This is a genomic window from Methylobacterium sp. J-077 (assembly GCF_022829365.1).
In the GTDB taxonomy this organism is placed as follows: Bacteria; Pseudomonadota; Alphaproteobacteria; order Rhizobiales; family Beijerinckiaceae; genus Methylobacterium.
In genome coordinates, this window is the sequence record NZ_JAKSYJ010000196.1 from 96,596 (window position 1) to 114,666 (window position 18,071).

At 71.0% G+C, this 18,071-nt stretch carries 18 protein-coding genes and 1 riboswitch; of the genes, 4 read left to right on the forward strand and 14 right to left on the reverse strand.

From position 1 onward, the window contains the following. Positions 1-15: 15 nt before the first annotated feature. Positions 16-1,704, reverse strand: coding sequence for a methyl-accepting chemotaxis protein (locus MKL11_RS23125; RefSeq protein ID WP_243947638.1), 1,689 nt, complete (start codon positions 1,702-1,704; stop codon positions 16-18). 187 nt (positions 1,705-1,891) lie between these two features. Here MKL11_RS23125 and MKL11_RS23130 point away from each other — a divergent pair, with 187 nt between their 5' ends. The 3 genes from MKL11_RS23130 to MKL11_RS23140 all read left to right on the forward strand — a co-directional run bounded on the left by MKL11_RS23130 (position 1,892) and on the right by MKL11_RS23140 (position 5,324). Next, positions 1,892-3,034, forward strand: a complete 1,143-nt coding sequence (locus tag MKL11_RS23130) for an ATP phosphoribosyltransferase regulatory subunit (RefSeq protein ID WP_243947640.1) — start codon at positions 1,892-1,894, stop codon at positions 3,032-3,034. After that, on the forward strand, positions 3,031-4,014 hold the full coding sequence (gene hisG, locus MKL11_RS23135) for an ATP phosphoribosyltransferase (RefSeq protein ID WP_243947642.1): 984 nt from the start codon (positions 3,031-3,033) through the stop codon (positions 4,012-4,014). The genes MKL11_RS23130 and hisG overlap by 4 nt, the downstream gene beginning before the upstream one ends. Positions 4,015-4,673: 659 nt before the next feature. Next, positions 4,674-5,324: a hypothetical protein gene (locus MKL11_RS23140; protein WP_243947644.1), complete on the forward strand. Its 651-nt coding sequence runs from the start codon at positions 4,674-4,676 to the stop codon at positions 5,322-5,324. An 8-nt stretch (positions 5,325-5,332) separates the two neighbouring features. On the opposite strand, the gene MKL11_RS23145 is transcribed toward MKL11_RS23140, so the two are convergent. From MKL11_RS23145 to MKL11_RS23155, 3 genes are all read right to left on the reverse strand, one after another. Further along, entirely contained in the window at positions 5,333-5,686 is a 354-nt protein-coding gene (locus MKL11_RS23145; protein WP_243947646.1) for a lysozyme inhibitor LprI family protein, read from the reverse strand. Between the two features lie 83 nt (positions 5,687-5,769). Then, complete coding sequence (gene hemJ, locus MKL11_RS23150; RefSeq protein ID WP_243947648.1) at positions 5,770-6,201, reverse strand: protoporphyrinogen oxidase HemJ; 432 nt, start codon at positions 6,199-6,201, stop codon at positions 5,770-5,772. A 3-nt stretch (positions 6,202-6,204) separates the two neighbouring features. Further along, complete coding sequence (locus MKL11_RS23155; RefSeq protein ID WP_243947650.1) at positions 6,205-7,350, reverse strand: uroporphyrinogen decarboxylase; 1,146 nt, start codon at positions 7,348-7,350, stop codon at positions 6,205-6,207. Between the two features lie 455 nt (positions 7,351-7,805). Here MKL11_RS23155 and MKL11_RS23160 point away from each other — a divergent pair, with 455 nt between their 5' ends. After that, entirely contained in the window at positions 7,806-8,636 is an 831-nt protein-coding gene (locus MKL11_RS23160; RefSeq protein WP_058190745.1) for a pyruvate, water dikinase regulatory protein, read from the forward strand. A 123-nt stretch (positions 8,637-8,759) separates the two neighbouring features. On the opposite strand, the gene crcB is transcribed toward MKL11_RS23160, so the two are convergent. From crcB to MKL11_RS23210, 10 genes are all read right to left on the reverse strand, one after another. Continuing rightward, positions 8,760-9,137 carry a fluoride efflux transporter CrcB gene (crcB, locus tag MKL11_RS23165; protein ID WP_243947652.1) on the reverse strand — a complete coding sequence of 126 codons (378 nt, stop codon included), beginning with the start codon at positions 9,135-9,137 and terminating at the stop codon, positions 8,760-8,762. A 64-nt stretch (positions 9,138-9,201) separates the two neighbouring features. Continuing rightward, a riboswitch (Fluoride riboswitch) is annotated at positions 9,202-9,280 on the reverse strand. A 73-nt stretch (positions 9,281-9,353) separates the two neighbouring features. After that, on the reverse strand, positions 9,354-9,863 hold the full coding sequence (locus tag MKL11_RS23170; RefSeq protein WP_243947653.1) for a hypothetical protein: 510 nt from the start codon (positions 9,861-9,863) through the stop codon (positions 9,354-9,356). Between the two features lie 268 nt (positions 9,864-10,131). Next, positions 10,132-10,572: an EF-hand domain-containing protein gene (locus tag MKL11_RS23175; protein WP_243947655.1), complete on the reverse strand. Its 441-nt coding sequence runs from the start codon at positions 10,570-10,572 to the stop codon at positions 10,132-10,134. Positions 10,573-10,775: 203 nt separating this feature from the next. After that, positions 10,776-12,113: a hypothetical protein gene (locus MKL11_RS23180; protein WP_243947657.1), complete on the reverse strand. Its 1,338-nt coding sequence runs from the start codon at positions 12,111-12,113 to the stop codon at positions 10,776-10,778. A gap of 113 nt (positions 12,114-12,226) precedes the next feature. Next, the gene (locus MKL11_RS23185; RefSeq protein WP_243947659.1) at positions 12,227-13,150 is read right to left on the reverse strand and encodes a tetratricopeptide repeat protein; all 924 of its coding nucleotides are present in this window, start codon (positions 13,148-13,150) and stop codon (positions 12,227-12,229) included. Further along, the gene (locus tag MKL11_RS23190) at positions 13,150-14,079 is read right to left on the reverse strand and encodes a VWA domain-containing protein (protein WP_243947661.1); all 930 of its coding nucleotides are present in this window, start codon (positions 14,077-14,079) and stop codon (positions 13,150-13,152) included. Before MKL11_RS23190 ends, MKL11_RS23185 begins: the two co-directional genes overlap by 1 nt. A gap of 166 nt (positions 14,080-14,245) precedes the next feature. Then, positions 14,246-15,286, reverse strand: coding sequence for a VWA domain-containing protein (locus MKL11_RS23195; RefSeq protein WP_243947663.1), 1,041 nt, complete (start codon positions 15,284-15,286; stop codon positions 14,246-14,248). Then, positions 15,283-15,747: a DUF4381 family protein gene (locus tag MKL11_RS23200; RefSeq protein ID WP_243947665.1), complete on the reverse strand. Its 465-nt coding sequence runs from the start codon at positions 15,745-15,747 to the stop codon at positions 15,283-15,285. Before MKL11_RS23200 ends, MKL11_RS23195 begins: the two co-directional genes overlap by 4 nt. Positions 15,748-15,783: 36 nt before the next feature. After that, positions 15,784-16,641, reverse strand: a complete 858-nt coding sequence (locus MKL11_RS23205; protein WP_313900777.1) for a DUF58 domain-containing protein — start codon at positions 16,639-16,641, stop codon at positions 15,784-15,786. Positions 16,642-16,925: 284 nt separating this feature from the next. After that, positions 16,926-17,945, reverse strand: coding sequence for an AAA family ATPase (locus MKL11_RS23210; protein ID WP_243947669.1), 1,020 nt, complete (start codon positions 17,943-17,945; stop codon positions 16,926-16,928). Positions 17,946-18,071 lie beyond the last annotated feature (126 nt).

Genomic DNA, 18,071 nt, shown 5'->3' on the forward strand with positions numbered 1-18,071 from the left:
GCCGGCGGCCCGAGATCAAGCCGCCCGCAGGCCGGACAGGAACTGCTCCACGGCGGCGCCGAGCTGTCCTGATTCGCGCGATAGGGCGTTCGCCGAGGCCAGGACCTGGGCGGCGGCTGCACCGGTCTCGTCGGCGGCGCCCGCCAGGCCCGCAACGTTGCCGGTCACCGCGCTGGTCCCGGCAGCGGCCTCCGACACGTTGCGGACGATTTCCTGGGTGGCCGCACCCTGCTGCTCCACGGCAGCGGCGATCGAGGTCGCCACGCCGCTGATCTCCTGGATGCGCGCGGTGATCGAGCCGATCGCCCCGACGGCCTGGCCGGTGGAGGCCTGGATCCGGCCGATCTGCCCGGTGATCTCCGCGGTGGCCCGGGTGGTCTGCTCGGCCAGGGCCTTCACCTCGGAAGCGACCACGGCGAAGCCCCGGCCGGCGGACCCGGCCCGGGCCGCCTCGATGGTCGCGTTGAGGGCCAGGAGGTTGGTCTGCGCCGCGATGCCGGAGATGAGGGCGACCACGTCGCCGATCCGGGACGCGGCGCTGCTGAGGTCCTCCACGAGGGCCGCGGTCTGGCCGGATTCCGCGACGGCCCCCTGCGCCATGCTGGCCGAAGCCTGAACCTGCCGGCCGATCTCCTGAACCGAGGCACCGAGTTGCTCGGCGGCGGCCGCCACCGTGCCGACATTGCCGGCGGCTTCCTCGGCCGCCCGGGCGACGCCCCCCGACCGGGCCGAGGCCCGGGCGGCGATCGTGCTCATGCTTCCGGCGGTGGTCTGGAGTTGGGCGGCAGCGGCCGTCACGGCGACGATCACCCCGCCGACGCTGCCCTCGAAGGCCGCCGCCATGCTCTGCATCGCTGCCCGACGCTGGGCCTCGGCGCCGGCCCGGGCCAGGGCGGTCTCGGTCTCGAGGGCGCGATTGCGCTCCAGGCTCGCCCGGAAACTGAGGGCGGCCCGGGCGATCTCGGCGATCTCGTCCCGCCGCTCGGTGCAGGGCACCTCAACCTCGGCATTGCCGGCGGCCAGCTCCGTCATGGCGGCGGCAACCCCCAGGGCGCGCCCGGCGATGTCCCGGGCGAGCCATGCCATCAGGGCCAGAGCCAGGGCCGTACCGAGGCCGGTGCCCACCAGGATCGTCGTCACCGCGGTCGCGCTGGCGGCGCGCGCCGCTCCGGCGGCGGACCGGGCCGCCCGGCTCGAGGAACCCTTCAGGGCATCGAGGCTCTTCCAGGCGGTGTCATACAGCTTGTTGGCCGGACCGTTGAAGGCGGCCCGGGCTCGGATGGCATCGCCTCCGGCCGACAGAGCGAAGGCCTCGCGCTGCGCATCCAGATAGGCCTGCCATTGCCCGGTGAAGGCGGTGACGGACGCAGTCGTCTCGGGGCTCGCCGACAGCAGGGCGGTGACGTCCCGGATCAGGCCCTGCATCTCGACGATCCGGGCGTCGTTGCGCTCCCGGGCTTGGCCGAGGGCGCCGGGTTCGGTCTCGTCGAGCACCCGGGTGGCCCCCAGGCGCACCCGGGTCATGGTCGCACGCAGATCGCCCAGCAGGTCGACGACCGGCAGGAGCCGGTCGCCGATCTCTTCGGTGGTCGCGGCGCTCTGCCAGACCCGCAGGGCGGCCTGAGTGCCGACCGCGATGACGATCGCCCCGATCAGGCCGGCGAGCACCAGGAACTGCGTCCTGAGGCGGAAGGGAAGATGCACGGGCGGCTCACCGATGACAGGGCCTGACGCGGCTTCTGTACCGGACTGCCGTTGCAGGTTCGTAAAGGTTATTGGTCGGCGGACCGCGCCTGCGCAATCCCGTGTGCCGCATCGGGCGGACACACCGCGCGCGCGTGTCGCCAAGCGCGGCTGCGGCTGCTACGGAGCGCCCGCGAGGATGGACACCATGACACGACCGGAGGCGGGTGAGACGGGGGCGGGCGACGCAGCGCGGACGCGGCTGCTCGCGCATCTGGCGGCGGCCGGCTACCGGCCGGTGACGCCCCCGGTGCTGCAACCGGTGGAGCCGTTCCTGGAACTGTCCGGCGAGGATATCCGCCGCCGGATCTTCGTCACCCAGGACGCGGCTGGGGCCGAGCTGTGCCTGCGGCCGGAATTCACGATCCCGGTCTGCCGCCTGCACCGGGCCCAGGCCGACGGACAGGTGGCGGATTACAGCTATTGTGGTCCGGTCTTCCGGCTCGCGGCCGACGAGCCCGACGAGTTCTTCCAGGCCGGCATCGAGTCGATCGGCCGCACCGACACGCCCGCCGCCGATGCCGAGGTGCTGGGGCTGGCGCTCGAGGGCCTCGCTTTGTTCGGCCGGACCGACCCCAGGGTGCGGCTCGGCGATATGGGCCTGACCGTGGCTTTGCTCGACGGCCTCGCCGTGCCGCCGGCGGCCAAGCGCCGGACCCTCCGGGCGCTCGCCGCCGGGCGCTCCCTCGACGCGGTCACCAATGGCGGCGCGGACGCCCGCCCCGAGGATCCCCATGCCGGCCTGCTGGCCGCGATCCAGGGCCAGGACCCGCAGGGCGTGCGCGCCTTCGTGGAGGATGTGCTGGCCATCGCCGGCATCTCGGCGGTGGGCGGCCGCAGCGCCGGCGAGATCGCCGAGCGCTTCCTCGGCAAGGCGGCCGCGCAGGCCAATGGCGGCGCCGGGCTCAATTCCGAGAATCGCGCGATCCTCGACCGCTACCGAACGATCGCCGGCCATCCGGACGCGGCCGCGCGCGACCTGCGGGGGCTGGTGGCCGAGGCGGGCCTGCGCCACGACGCCCTCTTGACCGCCCTCGACCTGTTCGAGGAGCGCACCGGCTTCATCGCCGCTCGGGGCCTGCCGATCGAGCGCTTCCGCTTCCAGGGCAGCTTCGCCCGCAACCTCGACTACTACACCGGCTTCATCTTCGAGGTGAACGAGGGCGACGGGCCGATGCTGGTCGGCGGCGGCCGCTACGACGGCCTCCTCGGGCATCTCGGCAGCCCGACGCCCCTGCCTGCGGTGGGCTGCACCTTCTGGGTCGAGCGCGTGGCGGGAGCCGGACGATGAGCGGTTCCGAGACAAGCCTGATCCTCGCGGTTCCGTCCAAGGGACGCCTCCAGGAGAATGCCAGCGCGTTCTTCGGCCGGGCCGGCCTGCGGCTGGCCCAGGGCGCCGGCGCCCGCGACTATCGCGGCAAGCTCGTCGGCGTGCCGGGGGTCGAGGTGCGCTACCTCTCGGCCTCGGAGATCGCCGCGCAGCTCGCCTCCGGGGCCGCCCATCTTGGGGTGACCGGCGAGGATCTGATCCGCGAGACCCTGCCGGACGTGCGCGGCCAGGTCGAGCTGCTGACGCCGCTCGGCTTCGGCAACGCCACCGTGGTGGTGGCCGTGCCCCAGGCCTGGATCGACGTGCGGGCCATGGCCGACCTCGACGAGGTCGCGGCGCTGATGCGCACCCGCCACGGCCGCCGCCTGCGGGTGGCGACCAAGTATGTGAACCTGACCCGCCGGTTCTTCGCCGAGACGGGCGTCGCCGATTACCGGATCGTCGAGAGCCTGGGCGCCACCGAGGGCGCGCCGGCGGCGGGCTCCGCCGAGATCGTGGTCGACATCACCACCACGGGGGCGACGCTCAGCGCCAACGCCTTGAAGGTGCTGGACGACGGCATCATCCTGCGCTCCGAGGCCAACCTGGTCGCCTCGCTGAAGGCACCCTGGGGCGAGGGCCAGCGCGCGGCTTTGCGTACCGTGCTTGGCCGGATCGCCGCCGAGGAGCGCGCCCGCACCACCCGGGAGGTCCGGGCCGCCCTGCCGGAGAGCGGCGCCATCGACCTCGCCACCATCGCGGGCCTGCACGAGGCCGAATTGCCCTACGGCGCCCCGCGGGGGAGCGACGGCGAGATCGTGATGCGCTGCCCGGAAGGCGCGGTGTTCGAGCTCGCCGGCGCCCTGGTAGAGGCCGGCGCCCGCGCCGTCACGGTGCGGCGGGTCGACTACGCCTTCGCGGCCGAGAACTTGTTGGCGGAGCGGCTGCTGGCGCGGTTGTGATGGAGGGCCCTCAGGCGAATGGCCGGCACGACCCCGTCACGCGCCCGCCTCCCGTGGTCTGACGACTGGAAAATTCACGCGCCGAGGTGTATCTTTTCCTGCGTGGGTGACACGGTGACATTCTGCCTGCCGTAGCACCGTTGTCTTTGCAGATGACGGGAGCGCCATGCGGGGTTCCGGCAGGCCCCGCCCCACAGCGTCAGGAGGCTTCGGCCTCCTTTCGCGTTTTCAGGATCCGGGTCGAAGAACCGGATAGGGTTTTCGCAGCTCTCGCCGGAGGTCCCGTCCGCGCATCATCAGGAACGAGACGAGATAGAGTTCGTGCCCGGCCTGCGTCGCCTTGATGTAAGCACGGAAATGCGCACCGAAGATGCTCTGGTCCGTGTACAGGACCACTGCCGACCGTGGGCTATCCTGGTGATATGAACCCCGTCTGAGACAGGGTCCCGCGCAGCGATAGGCGCTGATCGGCAAGTCTGCGTGCCGCCGCAACTGTTTTCGGATTGTTTCGGCTGAAAGGAAGACATGGCACGTCCGAGCACCAAGCGCTCGGGCTATGAAAGAATCAATATCGGCGATCGCGAGCGGCTCGCGGCGCAAACCCGTGTGTAGGCCCAGCAGATGCTCGAAATCCATGCCGTAGTCGAGATCTGCCGATCTTGACCTCGCTTGCCATATCCGGAGGTCAGATGTCGAGTGAGGAAGAGGGATCGCAGCAACTGGGCGGACAGGTTATCGTCACCCCCGAGATCATTCAGGATGTCTGCGAATGGCTCGATCTCAAAATGGGCACCGGGCGTTACACGTTCGGCTTGGCGTTCGAACTTGCCTACCACATGGTGGCACGTTTCTATCACGTTCATCTCATCTACGACGAGATCGGTATATTGGAGGGGACTGATCCGCGATCCAGCCGGACGAAGGATGCAGCTCCGTTTGAGAAGCCTCCCTTACTTGGCTTTTGGCATAAACATCATTTTCAACCTTATTTTATCGGAAAAAATCTCAGAAACGAACTCAAGTATTCATTCAAAAAGTCGATTAAAAAATGCATCGGATCTAAAGGCGAGGATTTTGCCGGCATTTTATCGTACGATCTTTCGATTGGTGCTTATCGTGATCGTAGTGACCGAATGGAGCTTACAGGCGAATGGATCGTCTTTGAAAAAGACATTAAAGACAAAAAATTTTACCTATCGTTAGGCGAACATAGAGATAGAAAGGACGACGTTCTTTTGCGGAAGAAGGTCACTCGCTATAAAATAATTGATATTCTGATTTCCATGGATATATATACTATACCAAAGTAGGAGTATGTCTACTGCGGCCCCTGCTTGGCGAATTCCGACAGCACCCCGCGCAGCACCTTGAGCCGGGTCTCGTAGAGGCCGCGCAGGCAGGCGACATCGGCGTCGCAGGCGTGGCGCTCCTTGAGCCAAATCTCCTGGTCGTCGCGCAGCTTGGTCTGGCCGCCCATCGGCAGGACGTCCTTCAGGATGGCGAAGCGGGTCGCCATCTCGACATCCATGTCGTTGAGGGGGAGGTGTGCGCAGATCGCCGTCTCGTCGGGGGTCTCGGCCTTGTCGCAGGCGAAGCTCGCGGCCCGGGCGGGGGCGGCGGCCGACAGCGCCAAGAGTGCCAGCGGCGGGACGAGGGCGAACAGCTTGGTCATGGCCCCCCAACGGTCCGGCCGGCGAAAGGCTCCGGGGATGCCGTCGCCGCGGTGAACCGGAACCGGATCACAGGATCCCCGGATCAGAAGCCCGGCTTGACGATCGCCAGGATGACGATGCCGATCATCAGGAGCGTCGGCACCTCGTTGAGCACCCGGTAGAACCTGTGCCCGCGTGTATTCCTGTCGGCCGAAAAATCCTTGACCATCCGGGCGAGCCAGCCGTGGATGCCCGTCATCGCCACCACCAGCACGAACTTCGCCTGGAGCCAGGGGCTCGCGTAGAAGCCGCTCATCCAGGCCAGCGTCAGCCCGAACGCCCAGGTGGCGATCAGGGCCGGGTTCATGATCGCCTTGAGCAGGCGGCGCTCCATCACCTTGAAGGTCGCCGATTGCGTCTCCGAGCCCGGCGGCAGGCTCGCGTGGTAGACGAACAGCCGCGGCAGATAGAGCATGCCCGCCATCCAGGCGATCAGGCTGATTACGTGCCCGGCCTTGAGCCAATCGTAGAGCACGGCCTACCTGCGCAGCCGCGCGAGCATCCGCTCGACATGGGCTACCGGCGTCTGCGGGGTGATGCCGTGGCCGAGGTTGAACACATGCGGCAGGTCCGCGGTCGCCTCCAGCACCGCGTCGACCCCGGCATCGAGGGCGTTGCCGCCTTCGATCAGCGTGTCGGGATGCAGGTTGCCCTGGGTCACCATCGCGGCCGGGATCTGCCGGCGCAGGGCCTTCAGGTCAACCGCCCAGTCGACGCCGACGGCGTCGGCCCCCGTCTCCGGCACCACCCGGGCATGGCCGTCGAGGCCCGAGCCGCGGGCGAACACGATGATCTTGGCGTGCGGCACCCGTGCCCGGACGCCGGCGATCATCCGGGCGATCGGGCGGAGCGACCAGCGGGTCAGGGCGTCCATCGCCGCATCATCCGGCAGGGCGCTCTCGGTGACGTCGCCGACCGGCTCGACGATGTCCCCGGAGGCCGGCACGGCGCGCGGCAGGGTGCCGGCATGGGATTCGAAGATCTGCACCGCGTCGGCGCCGGCCTCGATCTGGCGGACGAGATACGCGGTCTGCACGGTGACGAGGCGGTCGATCAGGCTGTCGACCAGGGCCGTGTCGCCCTCGGCCAGCGCCCGGGCCGGAGCGAGGTCCGGGGTGCCCCGGCCGCCGATCATGTAGCTCGCCACCGTCCAGGGCGCGCCGCAGAAGCCGAGCAGGGTCGTTTCACCGGGCAATTCGGAGCGCAGCCGCTTCACGGTCTCGAAGACCGGAGCCAAATGCGAAAAGATCGCCGGATCGCCGGCCTCGCGCAGCCGCCCGAAAGCGTCGCGGCCGTCGAGCGGATCGAGGCGCGGCCCTTCTCCTTCGACGAAGCGCACGTCCTGGCCCAGCGCATGGGGGACGACCAGGATGTCCGAGAACAGGATCGCGGCGTCGAAGCCGAAGCGGCGGATTGGCTGGAGCGTCACCTCGACGGCGAAGTCCGGGCTGTAGCAGAGGTCGAGGAAGGAGCCGGCCTCGGCCCGGCTCGCCCGGTATTCCGGCAGGTAACGGCCGGCCTGGCGCATCATCCAGGCGGGCGGCGGTCCGATCGCCTCGCCCTCGAGGACGCGCAGCACCTTGCGTTCGGATTTGCGCTCCGTCCCCGTCATCGTCGCTCCCATTCCGTCCCCGTCATCCGGCATGCCCGTCGACGCGCCTCCTGTCGAGTCGAGGCGCGCCGGATCCCCACACAGGCCCCTCTCGAAAAGAAAAGAGAGATTCTGAGACTCTGTTTTTTCTATTGGAGGGCCTCAACACGGTGGTGCAAGCGGGTCCACAGGCCGTCCCCGCCGCCGCGCCGTTAACGAGGCTTTAAAGGATTCGCTCCATGTTGCGAGAACGGCCAAGCCCGACAGCGGCTTGCGAGCGCCGAGTCCGGTACGCACCCCTGTAGCGTCCCGGATTCTCCCAGGCGCCCGGATTCCGCGTGCCCTTATGGCGGACCTGTGAATGGCGGAGTCGATAAAGCGCAGGCCCTGCGCCCTGGACCTGCCCGAAGCCGCATCCTATCCACACTCATCGACTCCCCTGGCGGCCGGCGGTGGATAACCCGATTGCCTGAGGCGAAGGAGACCGGATGGGCCGCAGCTACTTCCACCTCCACCTCGTCTCCGACTCCACCGGCGAGACGCTGATCAATGTCGGGCGGGCCGCGGCCGCGCAGTACGAGGGCGTCTCGGCGATCGAGCACGTCTATCCGCTGGTGCGCTCGGCGGCGCAGCTCGACCGGGTGATCTCGGAGATCCGGGCAGCCCCGGGCCTCGTGCTCTACACCCTGGTGGGCGGCGACCTCGGCGAGCGGCTCGAAGAGGTCGCCCGGGAGACCGGCTCGCCCTGCCTGTCGGTGCTGCGGCCGGTCCACGACCTGCTGCGCGCCTATCTCGGCGCCGAGACGACGGCCCGGCCGGGCGCCCAGCACATGCTCAACGCGGAGTATTTTAAGCGCATCGACGCGATGAACTTCACCTTGGCCCACGACGACGGCAACCTGCCCGAGGACCTGGAGGATGCCGACGTGATCCTGCTCGGGGTCAGCCGGACCTCGAAGACGCCGACCTCGATCTACCTCGCCAATCGCGGGCTCAAGACCACGAACCTGCCCCTGGTGCCGGGCATGCCGCTGCCGCCGGCGATCGAGCGCGCGCGCAAGCCCCTCGTGGTCGGCCTGTTCGCCTCGCCCGAGCGGATCGTGCAGATCCGCCAGAACCGGCTGTCGAGCCTCAACGCCGACGAATCCTCGATGTATGTCGACCGCTCGGCGGTAGCCGACGAGATCACCATGTCCCGCCGGCTGTTCACCAAGAACCGCTGGCCGACCATCGACGTGACCCGCCGATCGATCGAGGAGACCGCGGCGGCGATCGTCGACCTCTACCGCGACCACCGGCTGAAGTTCATCGCGGACTGAGAAAAGTCCGGGATCCCAAAGGGCGAGCCCTTTGGCGGGGTTCGGGGGCAGAGCCCCTGAGACACCCCAGGGCTCTGCCCTGGACCCGCACAAGGTCTTGGACCTTGTGAAACCATTACTTTTTCAGAGTGCGCGAATCAGGGCCATGCCGGCGATGAGGCCGAGCAGGCCGCCCGCCACCGAGACCGCCACGTAGAGGGCGGCCAGGGCCGGCTCGCCGCGCTCGTACAGGCTGATCGCGTCGAGCGAGAAGGTCGAGAAGGTGGTGAAGCCACCCAGGATCCCGGTGGTCAGGAACAGCCGCGCCGGATGGCCGGCCGCACCGCGCAGGGCGAAGCCCTCGGCCAGCACGCCCATCAGGAACGAGCCGAGCACGTTGATGACCAGGGTCGCGAGGGGAAACCCGAAGCCGGGCAGCAACCGGGCCACCGCGACGTTGATGCCGTGACGGACCCCGCCACCGAGCCCGGCCCCGAGGATGACGATGAGGGTGTTGATCATGCCTGCCCTTCCTGTTCGGTCGGGCGGCGTCGGCACATGCCCCACCGCGGACGACCGGAGCGCCCGTGCGGTAGGAGCCATCAGCCCGGCAGGGCTGTCACGATGCCGGGCGGTTATCGGGGAGCTCCATCCCCATCCCGGGCAGATCTAGCGCAGGATGGGCATGAGTGGAATCCGGTTTCCGGATCCCCCTGCACGATCACACGTGTCGGGGGGCTATTGCACCGTCGCGAAGTGGCTGCGCTGCTCGATCTGGGCGGCGTAGAAATCCTCCACGACCTCCCGGACCACCTCGGCCAGCTCGGTGCCGCGGTGCTCGTCGAGATGGATGTCGCTGCCGACGCTGCGGCCGCTGGCGGCGCCGGCCGCGCCCGGGACCAGGCGCTCGTTGTAGCGCTGATTCAGGCCCGAGACCGAGATGTAGTTGCTGCCGCCGAGTTCGGGGCCGTACTTGATCTTGATCTTCTGCTCAGTGTCGGTCCCGCGCAGCTTCGCGCACAGGCTGATGAAGTTGTCCTGGTCGATCCTGGCCTCGAGCCCGGTGATGCTGCCGTGGACGTTGTCCTCCTCGTTCAGCACCTCGGCCATCAGGTTCAGGACGCCGACAACCGGCTCGAGGGCGCGGGTGCCCTCCTCCAGCAGCTTCCGGCGGAAATCGTTGCTGCGGGCGTCAGCATCCTGCAGCCGGGCGCGGAACCGGTCCTTGACGTCGTTGGCGCGTGTCATGACGCTCCTCCCTGATGGTTCGTCTTGAGTCTTCATTGCTCAACCATCGAAGACTACGAAGCGAATTCAGGTGATGCAAGACAGTGCAAAATATTGATGCCTGCTCAGAACATGGGCCGTTGCACAGGAACAGTACGTGCTCAGACACTGTGCAGCGGCAGGGACGCATCGTCCCGAAAGGATGCCGGCTTCCGGGAACAGGGGATGGGCAAGCGAAGAGCGCGTGTAGGTCTCGGAGGCGATATCCGGGACCTACGCGCGGTCGAGCTTATTTCAGCAGCTGCAGCAGGCTCCGGCCGGCCGGGGTCTTCAGCTCCTTGGCGTCGAGCTTGCCGTCGCCGTCGGGATCGGCGGCCTTGAAGCGGGTCTCGACCAGGGCGAGGTATTCCTTGCGGTCGAGGGTGCCGTCGGCATCCGTGTCGGCGGCCTTCAGGTCCTTCTTGCTGAGCCGGCCCTTCAGCTCCTTGGCGTCGACGCTCCCGTCCTTGTCGGTCTCGGCGGCGTCGAAGACCTTTCCGGCCGCCGCCTGAGCCTCGGCCAGGTCGATGGTCCCATCGTGATCGGTATCGACCGCCTTCAGCGTGCGCTCGGTGCCGGAGGCGCGGGCGAAGGCCGGCCCCGATGCTGCGGGCAGGACGAGGGCGAGGGCCACCGCGCAGGCGGCCAGACGAGCGCGGTGGTGCCGGGTCGGATACAGGGATCGAAGCATGCGCGATATCTCCGTCTGAGCGTCATCCCGAAAGGTGGGCGCCGGCTTTCGGGATATGAGGGTGCAAAACCAACGACCGGGCGCCGCGCCTCGGATCGGAGAAACGGAACGCGGCGCAAGTGATCGGCGCCGCCAGCCCAAGCCGCCATGAGGCCGCCCGTTCCCGGGCAGCCGTTCACAAGGCGCCGAGGGGCGATGGTGAATCAGCGCGCCGGGCCGTCCAGGGGGGCCAGCCGCTCCGGCCCGGGCAGGGCGGCGATGAATTCGGGCCGCGACAGGGCGCGGGCGAGGGCCGGCAGGTCCGGAGCAGGCGCGCCCGCCGTTCCGAACACCGCCCGGTCGAGGGCGGCGAGGGGCGCGGCGAGATCGGGCCGCGTCCGCCAGATCCGGGCGAGCGCAGGCACTTCCCGACGAGCCGCCTCCAGGGCGGCGCGGAACCCGGCCGGATCGCCCGCGCGGGCCGCCCGGTGCAGGCTCCTTCGGGTGGCCGCGGAGAGGCGCAGGCGCGGGCGGCCCGTGCCGTAGCCGATCAGCGCCAGACCCAGCCCGAAGGCGGCGAGCGCCGCGGCGGCGGCGACCAGCGGCGACGGGACAGGCGGCGGTGCCCGGTCGCCCTCCCGGTCGGGCAGGCCGCCGCCGATCTGCCGGGCGGGTATCTCGGCCTCACGCATGGTGCGGGTGTTGGTGTCGAACCACGGGATCGCGATGGCGTCGAGGGGGATCACCTCGGGCACGCCGGGCTTCACATCCCATTGGTAGGTCGCCCGGGCCACGGGTCCCGAGGGGGTCAGCAGGGTCTCGCGGGTGACCGGGCCGGCGAAGGTGAGGATGCCACGGGTGCGCATCACCGGCCGGGGCGGCAGGCCCTCGGCGACCATGCCCTGGACCTCCAGGGTGACGATCCGCCGGGTGGTCTCGCCGAGCTTCACGGTCTCGGGATCCGGGCTCCAGGAATCTGTTACCGCCACGTCGCCGGCCGGCAGCCACCACGGCTCCTTAACGTCCGGGCCGCCGGTGACCGCGGTCCAAGCCGCCACCGGGAACGGGATCGGCTTCGAGCGCACTTCGACCACCCGCCGCTCGCCGACATCGTTGACCGTCAGCTTGTGCGTGAAGGGCTCGATGACGAAGTCGCCCGCATGGTGCGGGAACACCGCCACGGTGCGGTCGAACGCGATGGCGCTCTGGCCGTCCGGGAGCTTGGTCTTGCTCCAGTGGTCGCGGCCGAGCTGGGTCCAGGAGAAATTGGCGAGCGAGGGCTGGACCACCTCCTCCAGCAGGATCGGCTGCTTGTAGACCCCCCGGATCTTCAGGAGCACCATCTCGCGGGCGAAGGGCGCGCTGTTGCCGTTGAACTCCGCGGTGACCGTGAGTGTCAGGTCGCCGGGCTCGATCTCGGCCCGGGCCGGCAGGGGGGCGAGGAGGGTGAGAACAAGGGCGGCCAGGATGCGCGCCCTCCCTCCCCCCGCTGCGGGGGAGGGTACCCTGCGGAGCAGGGGGGGAGAGGGGAGCGCCGCTTCAAGCATGGTCTCGCCCGACATGACGGGCTCAGCCCGCTCCGGAAGCCGGGCTCCCCTCTCTCGACCCCCTCCGGGGGCCACCCTCCCCCGCAGAGGGAGGAGGGCAATCGCGCATCGCGGAAGACTCGAAAGAATCACCACGGGTTGCTCCCGGCGGGAATTCCGGTGCCGGCTTCGACCCGGCGGGTCTGCTCGGCGCGCAGGCGCAGCTTGAGGAAGCGGCCGGGATCGTCCGGCAGGGTCTGGAGCCAGAGCCGGTCCGGGCGGATCTCGTGGGCCTCGAAGCTCTTCGTCACCCGGCGAACTTCGCGCTCGGGCGCTTCCGCGACCATGGCCGAACCGCCACCGGTGCGCCCTCGCCCGGCCGCGTCGCCGGCCGAGCCCCGGGCCTGGCCCTTGCCGGCATCGATCGATTGCTGCTCGGCCTTGCCCCGGCGGGCGACCTTGCTGTTGCCGGGCAGCGACGCGCTGGCATTGGATTCCTTGTTGCCGGCCAGGCCCTCGCCGCTCGAGGCGGCGTTGATGTCGTTGTTCTGGTCCTGGTTGGTCGTGTTGTTGTAGCGGGCACCGTATTGCGCCGTGCCGTTGGCGATGCCGCCGCCGGGGCCGCGGTCGATCACCTCGGCCTGCATCCGGGCGACCAGCGAGCGGTTGGCCTGGGCGTCGGCGTCGCGCGGGTCGAAGCGCAGGGCCTCGTCGTAGGCGGCGAGCGCCCCGTCGAGGTCGCCCGAGCGCGCCAGGGCGTTGCCGAGATTGTAGCTCGCCCGCCGCCCGCCGGTGCGGAACAGCTCGATCGCCGCGTCGTAGCGGCCGGCCTCGTACAGGGCGGCAGCGCGCCAAGCCGGATCGACGATCAGATCGGCGGCGAGCCCGGGCAGGCCCAGCGCCATCAGCAGCCGTCCGAACCCGGTGCGGGGCTGCGAGACCGCGAGCAAGGCCACGAGGCCGAGCCCGGCGAGCGCCAGCCCGGCCATCCGGGCGAGCCGCCGCCAGCCGGCGGGCAGACCGACGCGGATCGGGACGGCGGGGCCGACGATCCTCGGAAAAAACCGCTCCATCACGCGCTCCTGCGGAACAGGGCGAGCGCCGGCAGGGCCGCGATCAGCAGCAGCCAGCGCCCGAGATCCGCGTAGGCCAGCACGCCGTAGCCGCCGGCGGCGAGATGCTGGGCGGTCCCGGCCCCGACGGCGTCGAGCACCGGGCCGGGCGCGGCGATGTCGGCGATATTTCCGCCGCCGGCCCGGACCAGGGCGTCGAGGGCGGCCCGGTCGGGTTTCGGGGCGCCGGGCGGCAGCGGCTTGTCGGCGGGGACGAACAGGGCCTGAAGGCGCCAGCCACGGTCGGCGAGCGCCCGGGCCTCCCGGTCGGCCGCCGCGCCGATGCCGTCGCCATCGGTGATCAGCACCACGTCGGCCGCGACCACGTCGGCCTCCGCGAGGGTGCGGTGGGCCAGCGCCAGCCCGCGCTCGGGATGGCTGCCGCGGTCCGGCACGGTGTCGGCGTCAAGGGCGAACAGGGTCGTACCCAAGCTGTCCCGGTCGGTAGTCGGCGAGGCGGCGAGATAGGCATCCCCGGCATAGACGACGAGCGACACGGCCCGGGTGCCGGCGGCCTCGGCCACGGCGGCCGCGGCCTGACGGACGCCCTGAAGGTTGCCGCCCTCCGTGACCGAGCGGGACAGGTCCAGGACGATCACGGTCTCGTCGAGGTTGCGGAAGGTTGCGGTCTCCTGGCGCTCCACCGCCGGCCCGGTCAGCGCCAGCGCGATCGCCCCGGCCGCCAGGGCGGCGGCCCGGTTCGCCTGCCGTTTTCCGCCGAGCACGGCGCCGGCGCGGGCGAGATGGGCCATCAGTGCCGGATCGACCGCCCGCCCCCAATCGCCCAGCGGCGCCGCCCGCCAGGCGGCGCGGAGCGCCAGCAGGGCCACGACCGGGATCGCCAGGAACCACCAGGGGCGCAGGACCGCGAAGGCGTCAAGGGCGCTCATGCGGGCTGTCCTCCCGCCCGCATCGTCATCCTGAGGTGCCGAAGCGCAGCGGAGGCCTCGAAGGAGGTCTCCAGGGATCGCGCGGCTGGCCGGAGCGCTCCTTCGAGGCCGCTGACGCGGCACCTCAGGATGAGGGTGTGGATTGGGGAGGCCGTATTCGGACGCATCACACCCCCCTCCGGCTCGCCAGCAGGGCCGCGGCGGCGGCCAGCGCCAGGGCGGCGGGCCAGGGCCAGAGGTCCCGGCGCAGCGGCAGGGGCGGCGCCAGGGCGCGGCCGCCCTCCAGGCGGTCGATGGCGCCGGCGACCCGGACGAGGTCGTCGGTGGTGCGGACGCGGAACGCCTCGCCGCCGCTGGCCTGGGCCATGTCGCGCAGGGTCTCGGTGTCGACCACGTCCTGCTCGCCATCGGCATCAGCCATGTCCCGGGGGCCGAGCGCGATCGTGTAGATCTTGATGCCCAGCTCCTTGGCCAGGGCGGCCACGTCCTTGGGGGCGGTCTGGCCGGCATTGTTGGCGCCGTCCGAGAGCAGGATCACGGCCTTCGCCGATGGCGCCGCCGCGCCGTCGGTGGGTGTCCCGGAGTCCTTCGGGTCGAGGCGGCGCAGGGCGAGGCCGAGGCCGTCGCCGATGCCGGTGGAGCGGCCGCTGATGCCGATGGTCGCCTCGTCGAGGGCGCGGGCGACCGCGGCGGTGTCGAAGCTCGGCGCGGCGGCCACGTAGGCCTGGTCGGCGAAGATCACCAGGCCGATCCGGTCCCCGGCCCGGCGCCGGATGAAGTCGGTGCCGACGCGCTTGACCGCGGTGAGCCGGGTCACGGTCTCGCCGTCCAGCGAAAAATCGCGGCGCTCCATCGAGCCGGACAGGTCCATGGCGATCATGATCTCCCGGCCCGAAGCGGGGAGCGCGGCCGCCGGCATCACCAGGCGGGGGCCGGAGAGCGCGATCACCAGCGCCGCCCACAGGGTCCAGACCAGGGCCGCGCGGCGGCGGCCCCGGGCTGCGAGGTCGGCGCCGGAGCGCGCCGTGCCGACCAGGGTCCCGGGCACCAGCAGGGCACCGCTGCCGCCCTCCGGCTCGGCCGGGAGCAGGCGCGCGGCGAGCAGCGGCAGCGGCAAGGCCAGCAGGATCCAGGGCGCTGCAAAATCGAAGGCCGAGGTCAAGGCCGAGAGCTGCGCCGTGAGCCAGGCGGGGAGGAGGCCGCTCATGTCCGCAACCGTCCGATCAGGCGGCCCAGCTCGGCGTCGAGCCCGTCGAGGTCGGGCTCCTGGCGCCGGTAGAGCCCGTCGGCCAGGACCTGGCCGGATCCGCGGGTGAAGAAATCGGTCGCCAGGAGCGTGTCGAGGCGGCTGGCCCAGGCCGCGCCGGTCTCCCGGGCGGCTTCGTCCCCCACGAGCGTCCGGGCGAGGCGGCGCAGCAGGCGGGCCTGGGCCACGAGACGGGAATCCGGATCGAGGCCGCGGGTGCCGGCGAGCTCGGCCAGCGCCGCCCGGCGCAAGCTCGCCCGCGCCCGTCCGCGCAGGTAGCGGACGAGCCCGACCAGCAGGGCGGCGAGGAAGCCCAACACCGCCGCCGCGACGACCTCCCCCTGCACCGCCCCGGCGGCACCTCCGGGCAGGTGCAGGCCGCGGAGCTGGTCGAGGGATGGGGCGATCGCGGCGGGATTCATCGGCCCGTACCCGGGCGGCAGGGATGCGGTCCAGCCTCACAGCACCGCATCGAGGCGCTCCATCAGAGGCGCGTAGGCCTCGGGGCCGGCCTCGACGTCGAGGCGTACCCCGGCGATGCCCCGGCGGGCATAGTCGGCGAGCCGGGCCTCGGCAGGCTCGCCCGGCAGCACCGCCGGGAGCGCGGTCCCGCGCCGGCCATCCGCCAGGGCGAAGGGATAGAAGCCCGGCGGACGGATGCGCTCGAAGGCGTCGCTCACCAGGATCAACCGGATCGCGACCCGCTCGGCCAGCAGGGTCAGCGTCTCGTCGAAGCCCGGGCCGGGGGCATCGAGGGCGCTGGCGATGACCAGGTGCCCGCCGGCGGGCAGCAGGCTGCGGGCCAGCCCAAGGGTCGCCTCCAGGGGCGCGTCGGATCCGGCCGCGCCGGCCGTTCCGAGGGCGTTCGCATGCGCCTGGGCCAGGGCGCCGGTCACCGCGATCATGGCACGCTCGCCGCCGGCCGGGCGCAGGACCGTGGGCGCACCCGCGGTCGCCACCGCGAGACCGACCCGGCCGCCATCGGCGGCGACCCGCCAGCCGAGCAGCGCCAGGGCCTCGGCGGCGGCCACCGAGCGCAGGGCCCGGCGGGTGCCGAACAGCATGGAGGGGCGGAAATCGGCGAGCAGGACCACGGCGCGGTCGCGCTCGTCGTGATGGGTGCGCACGTGCAGCTGCCCGGTGCGCGCGGTGGCGTTGCGGTCGATGAACCTTCGGTCGTCGCCCTCGGACCAGAGCCGCACATCCTCCGGCTCGGAGCCGCGCCCGCGCCGCTTCGTGACGATGCCGCCGGGCAGGCCCGCGAGCGTCCGGGTCGCGGGCGCCGCGCCCCGCCGGGCGAGGTGGCGCAGTCCCATCAGCGCCTCGCCCGAGAGGTGGATGCCGTTCATTTGGGATTGGGCGGCACTCTCAAAACGCGCGCTCTTCCCTCCCCCCGCTGCGGGGGAGGGTGGGCCGGCCGTCAGGCCGGGTCGGGAGTGGGGAGCGACGCTGCCGGAAAGATCGCGACGGGCTTCAGATCCTGAACCGTCGCGCTGCCCCTCTTGTGGGACTTCGTCCCGGCCTCCCCTGCTGCGCAGGGTACCCTCCCCCGCAGAGGGGGGAGGGAGTTTCCGGCGCGTGTTCCAAAGCCCGAACACCCTCAGAGCGCCCGGACCCGCTGCACCAACTCGCCGACCAGGCCGCGGGCGGTCTTGCCTTCGGCGGCCGCCCGCCAGGTCAGGCCGATCCGGTGGGAGAGCGCGTCGCGGGCGAGTTCGGTGACGTCCTCCGGGGTGACGTGGTCCCGGCCGCGCAGCCAGGCCCGGGCCTTGCCGGCCATCATCAGCGCCAGGGTGCCGCGCGGCGAGGCGGGGTGCTCGATCATCGCCCGCAGGTCCGGGGCCGCCGCGTCGGTGCGGGTCGCCGCGACCAGGCGGACCAGGTAATCCTTGAGCGCCGGCGACACGTAGGTGGCGAGCGCGGCCTCCCGGGCGGCGCGCACGTCGGCGAGCGACAGGCGCACCGGCATGGCCTCGACATGGTGGGTGATCTCGCCCTCCACGAGGTCGAGGATCGCCCGCTCGGTGGCCTCGTCGGGCATCTCGACCACGACGTGCAGCAGGAAGCGGTCGAGCTGCGCCTCCGGCAGCGGGAAGGTGCCGGCATGCTCGATCGGGTTCTGAGTCGCCACGACCATGAACGGGTCGGCGAGCGGGTGGGTCGACCCCGAGACCGTGATCTGCCCCTCCGCCATCGCCTCGAGCAGGGCCGACTGCACCTTGGGGGGCGCGCGGTTGACCTCGTCCACCAGCACCAGGGCGTGGAACAGGGGGCCTTGCAGGAACTCGAAGCTGCCGCTGTCCTGGCGCCAGACGGTGGTGCCGGTGAGGTCGGCCGGCATCAGGTCCGGGGTGCACTGGATGCGCGCGAACGAGCCGTCGAGCCCGTCGGCCAGCCGCTTGACCGCGCGGGTCTTGGCGAGGCCCGGCGCGCCCTCGATCAAGAGGTGGCCGCCGGTCAATAGACCGATTAGCAGGCGCTCGACCAGGCCGGCGCTGCCGATCAGGCCACGCTCCAGCCCGTCGCGAAGGGCCATGACCCGCCCGTGCAGGGCGACGTCCGGATTGGCGACATCCGGGGTGGGCGCGGCGGGCCGGCTTTCGGCGAGGGCGCCGCTCATGCGGGAAACGCTCGGGCGCGGAGACAAACTCCTGCCGCGGGGGCCGTGTCCTGCATCCTGCACGTCTCCTCGGCCGGGTCCCGTCTTCTCATGGGATCCTCAGGTTGAAGCCGGTGTGCCCGCTGC

Bases quoted from the DNA above. Each gene is read 5' to 3' on its own strand.
- MKL11_RS23130 (WP_243947640.1), top strand. From the start codon at position 1,892: ATGACACGACCGGAGGCGGGTGAGACGGGGGCGGGCGACGCAGCGCGG.
- hisG (WP_243947642.1), top strand. From the start codon at position 3,031: ATGAGCGGTTCCGAGACAAGCCTGATCCTCGCGGTTCCGTCCAAGGGA.
- MKL11_RS23145 (WP_243947646.1), bottom strand. From the start codon at position 5,686: ATGACCAAGCTGTTCGCCCTCGTCCCGCCGCTGGCACTCTTGGCGCTG.
- MKL11_RS23155 (WP_243947650.1), bottom strand. From the start codon at position 7,350: ATGGGAGCGACGATGACGGGGACGGAGCGCAAATCCGAACGCAAGGTG.
- MKL11_RS23160 (WP_058190745.1), top strand. From the start codon at position 7,806: ATGGGCCGCAGCTACTTCCACCTCCACCTCGTCTCCGACTCCACCGGC.
- crcB (WP_243947652.1), bottom strand. From the start codon at position 9,137: ATGATCAACACCCTCATCGTCATCCTCGGGGCCGGGCTCGGTGGCGGG.
- MKL11_RS23170 (WP_243947653.1), bottom strand. From the start codon at position 9,863: ATGACACGCGCCAACGACGTCAAGGACCGGTTCCGCGCCCGGCTGCAG.
- MKL11_RS23175 (WP_243947655.1), bottom strand. From the start codon at position 10,572: ATGCTTCGATCCCTGTATCCGACCCGGCACCACCGCGCTCGTCTGGCC.
- MKL11_RS23180 (WP_243947657.1), bottom strand. From the start codon at position 12,113: ATGTCGGGCGAGACCATGCTTGAAGCGGCGCTCCCCTCTCCCCCCCTG.
- MKL11_RS23185 (WP_243947659.1), bottom strand. From the start codon at position 13,150: ATGGAGCGGTTTTTTCCGAGGATCGTCGGCCCCGCCGTCCCGATCCGC.
- MKL11_RS23190 (WP_243947661.1), bottom strand. From the start codon at position 14,079: ATGAGCGCCCTTGACGCCTTCGCGGTCCTGCGCCCCTGGTGGTTCCTG.
- MKL11_RS23195 (WP_243947663.1), bottom strand. From the start codon at position 15,286: ATGAGCGGCCTCCTCCCCGCCTGGCTCACGGCGCAGCTCTCGGCCTTG.
- MKL11_RS23200 (WP_243947665.1), bottom strand. From the start codon at position 15,747: ATGAATCCCGCCGCGATCGCCCCATCCCTCGACCAGCTCCGCGGCCTG.
- MKL11_RS23205 (WP_313900777.1), bottom strand. From the start codon at position 16,641: ATGGGACTGCGCCACCTCGCCCGGCGGGGCGCGGCGCCCGCGACCCGG.
- MKL11_RS23210 (WP_243947669.1), bottom strand. From the start codon at position 17,945: ATGAGCGGCGCCCTCGCCGAAAGCCGGCCCGCCGCGCCCACCCCGGAT.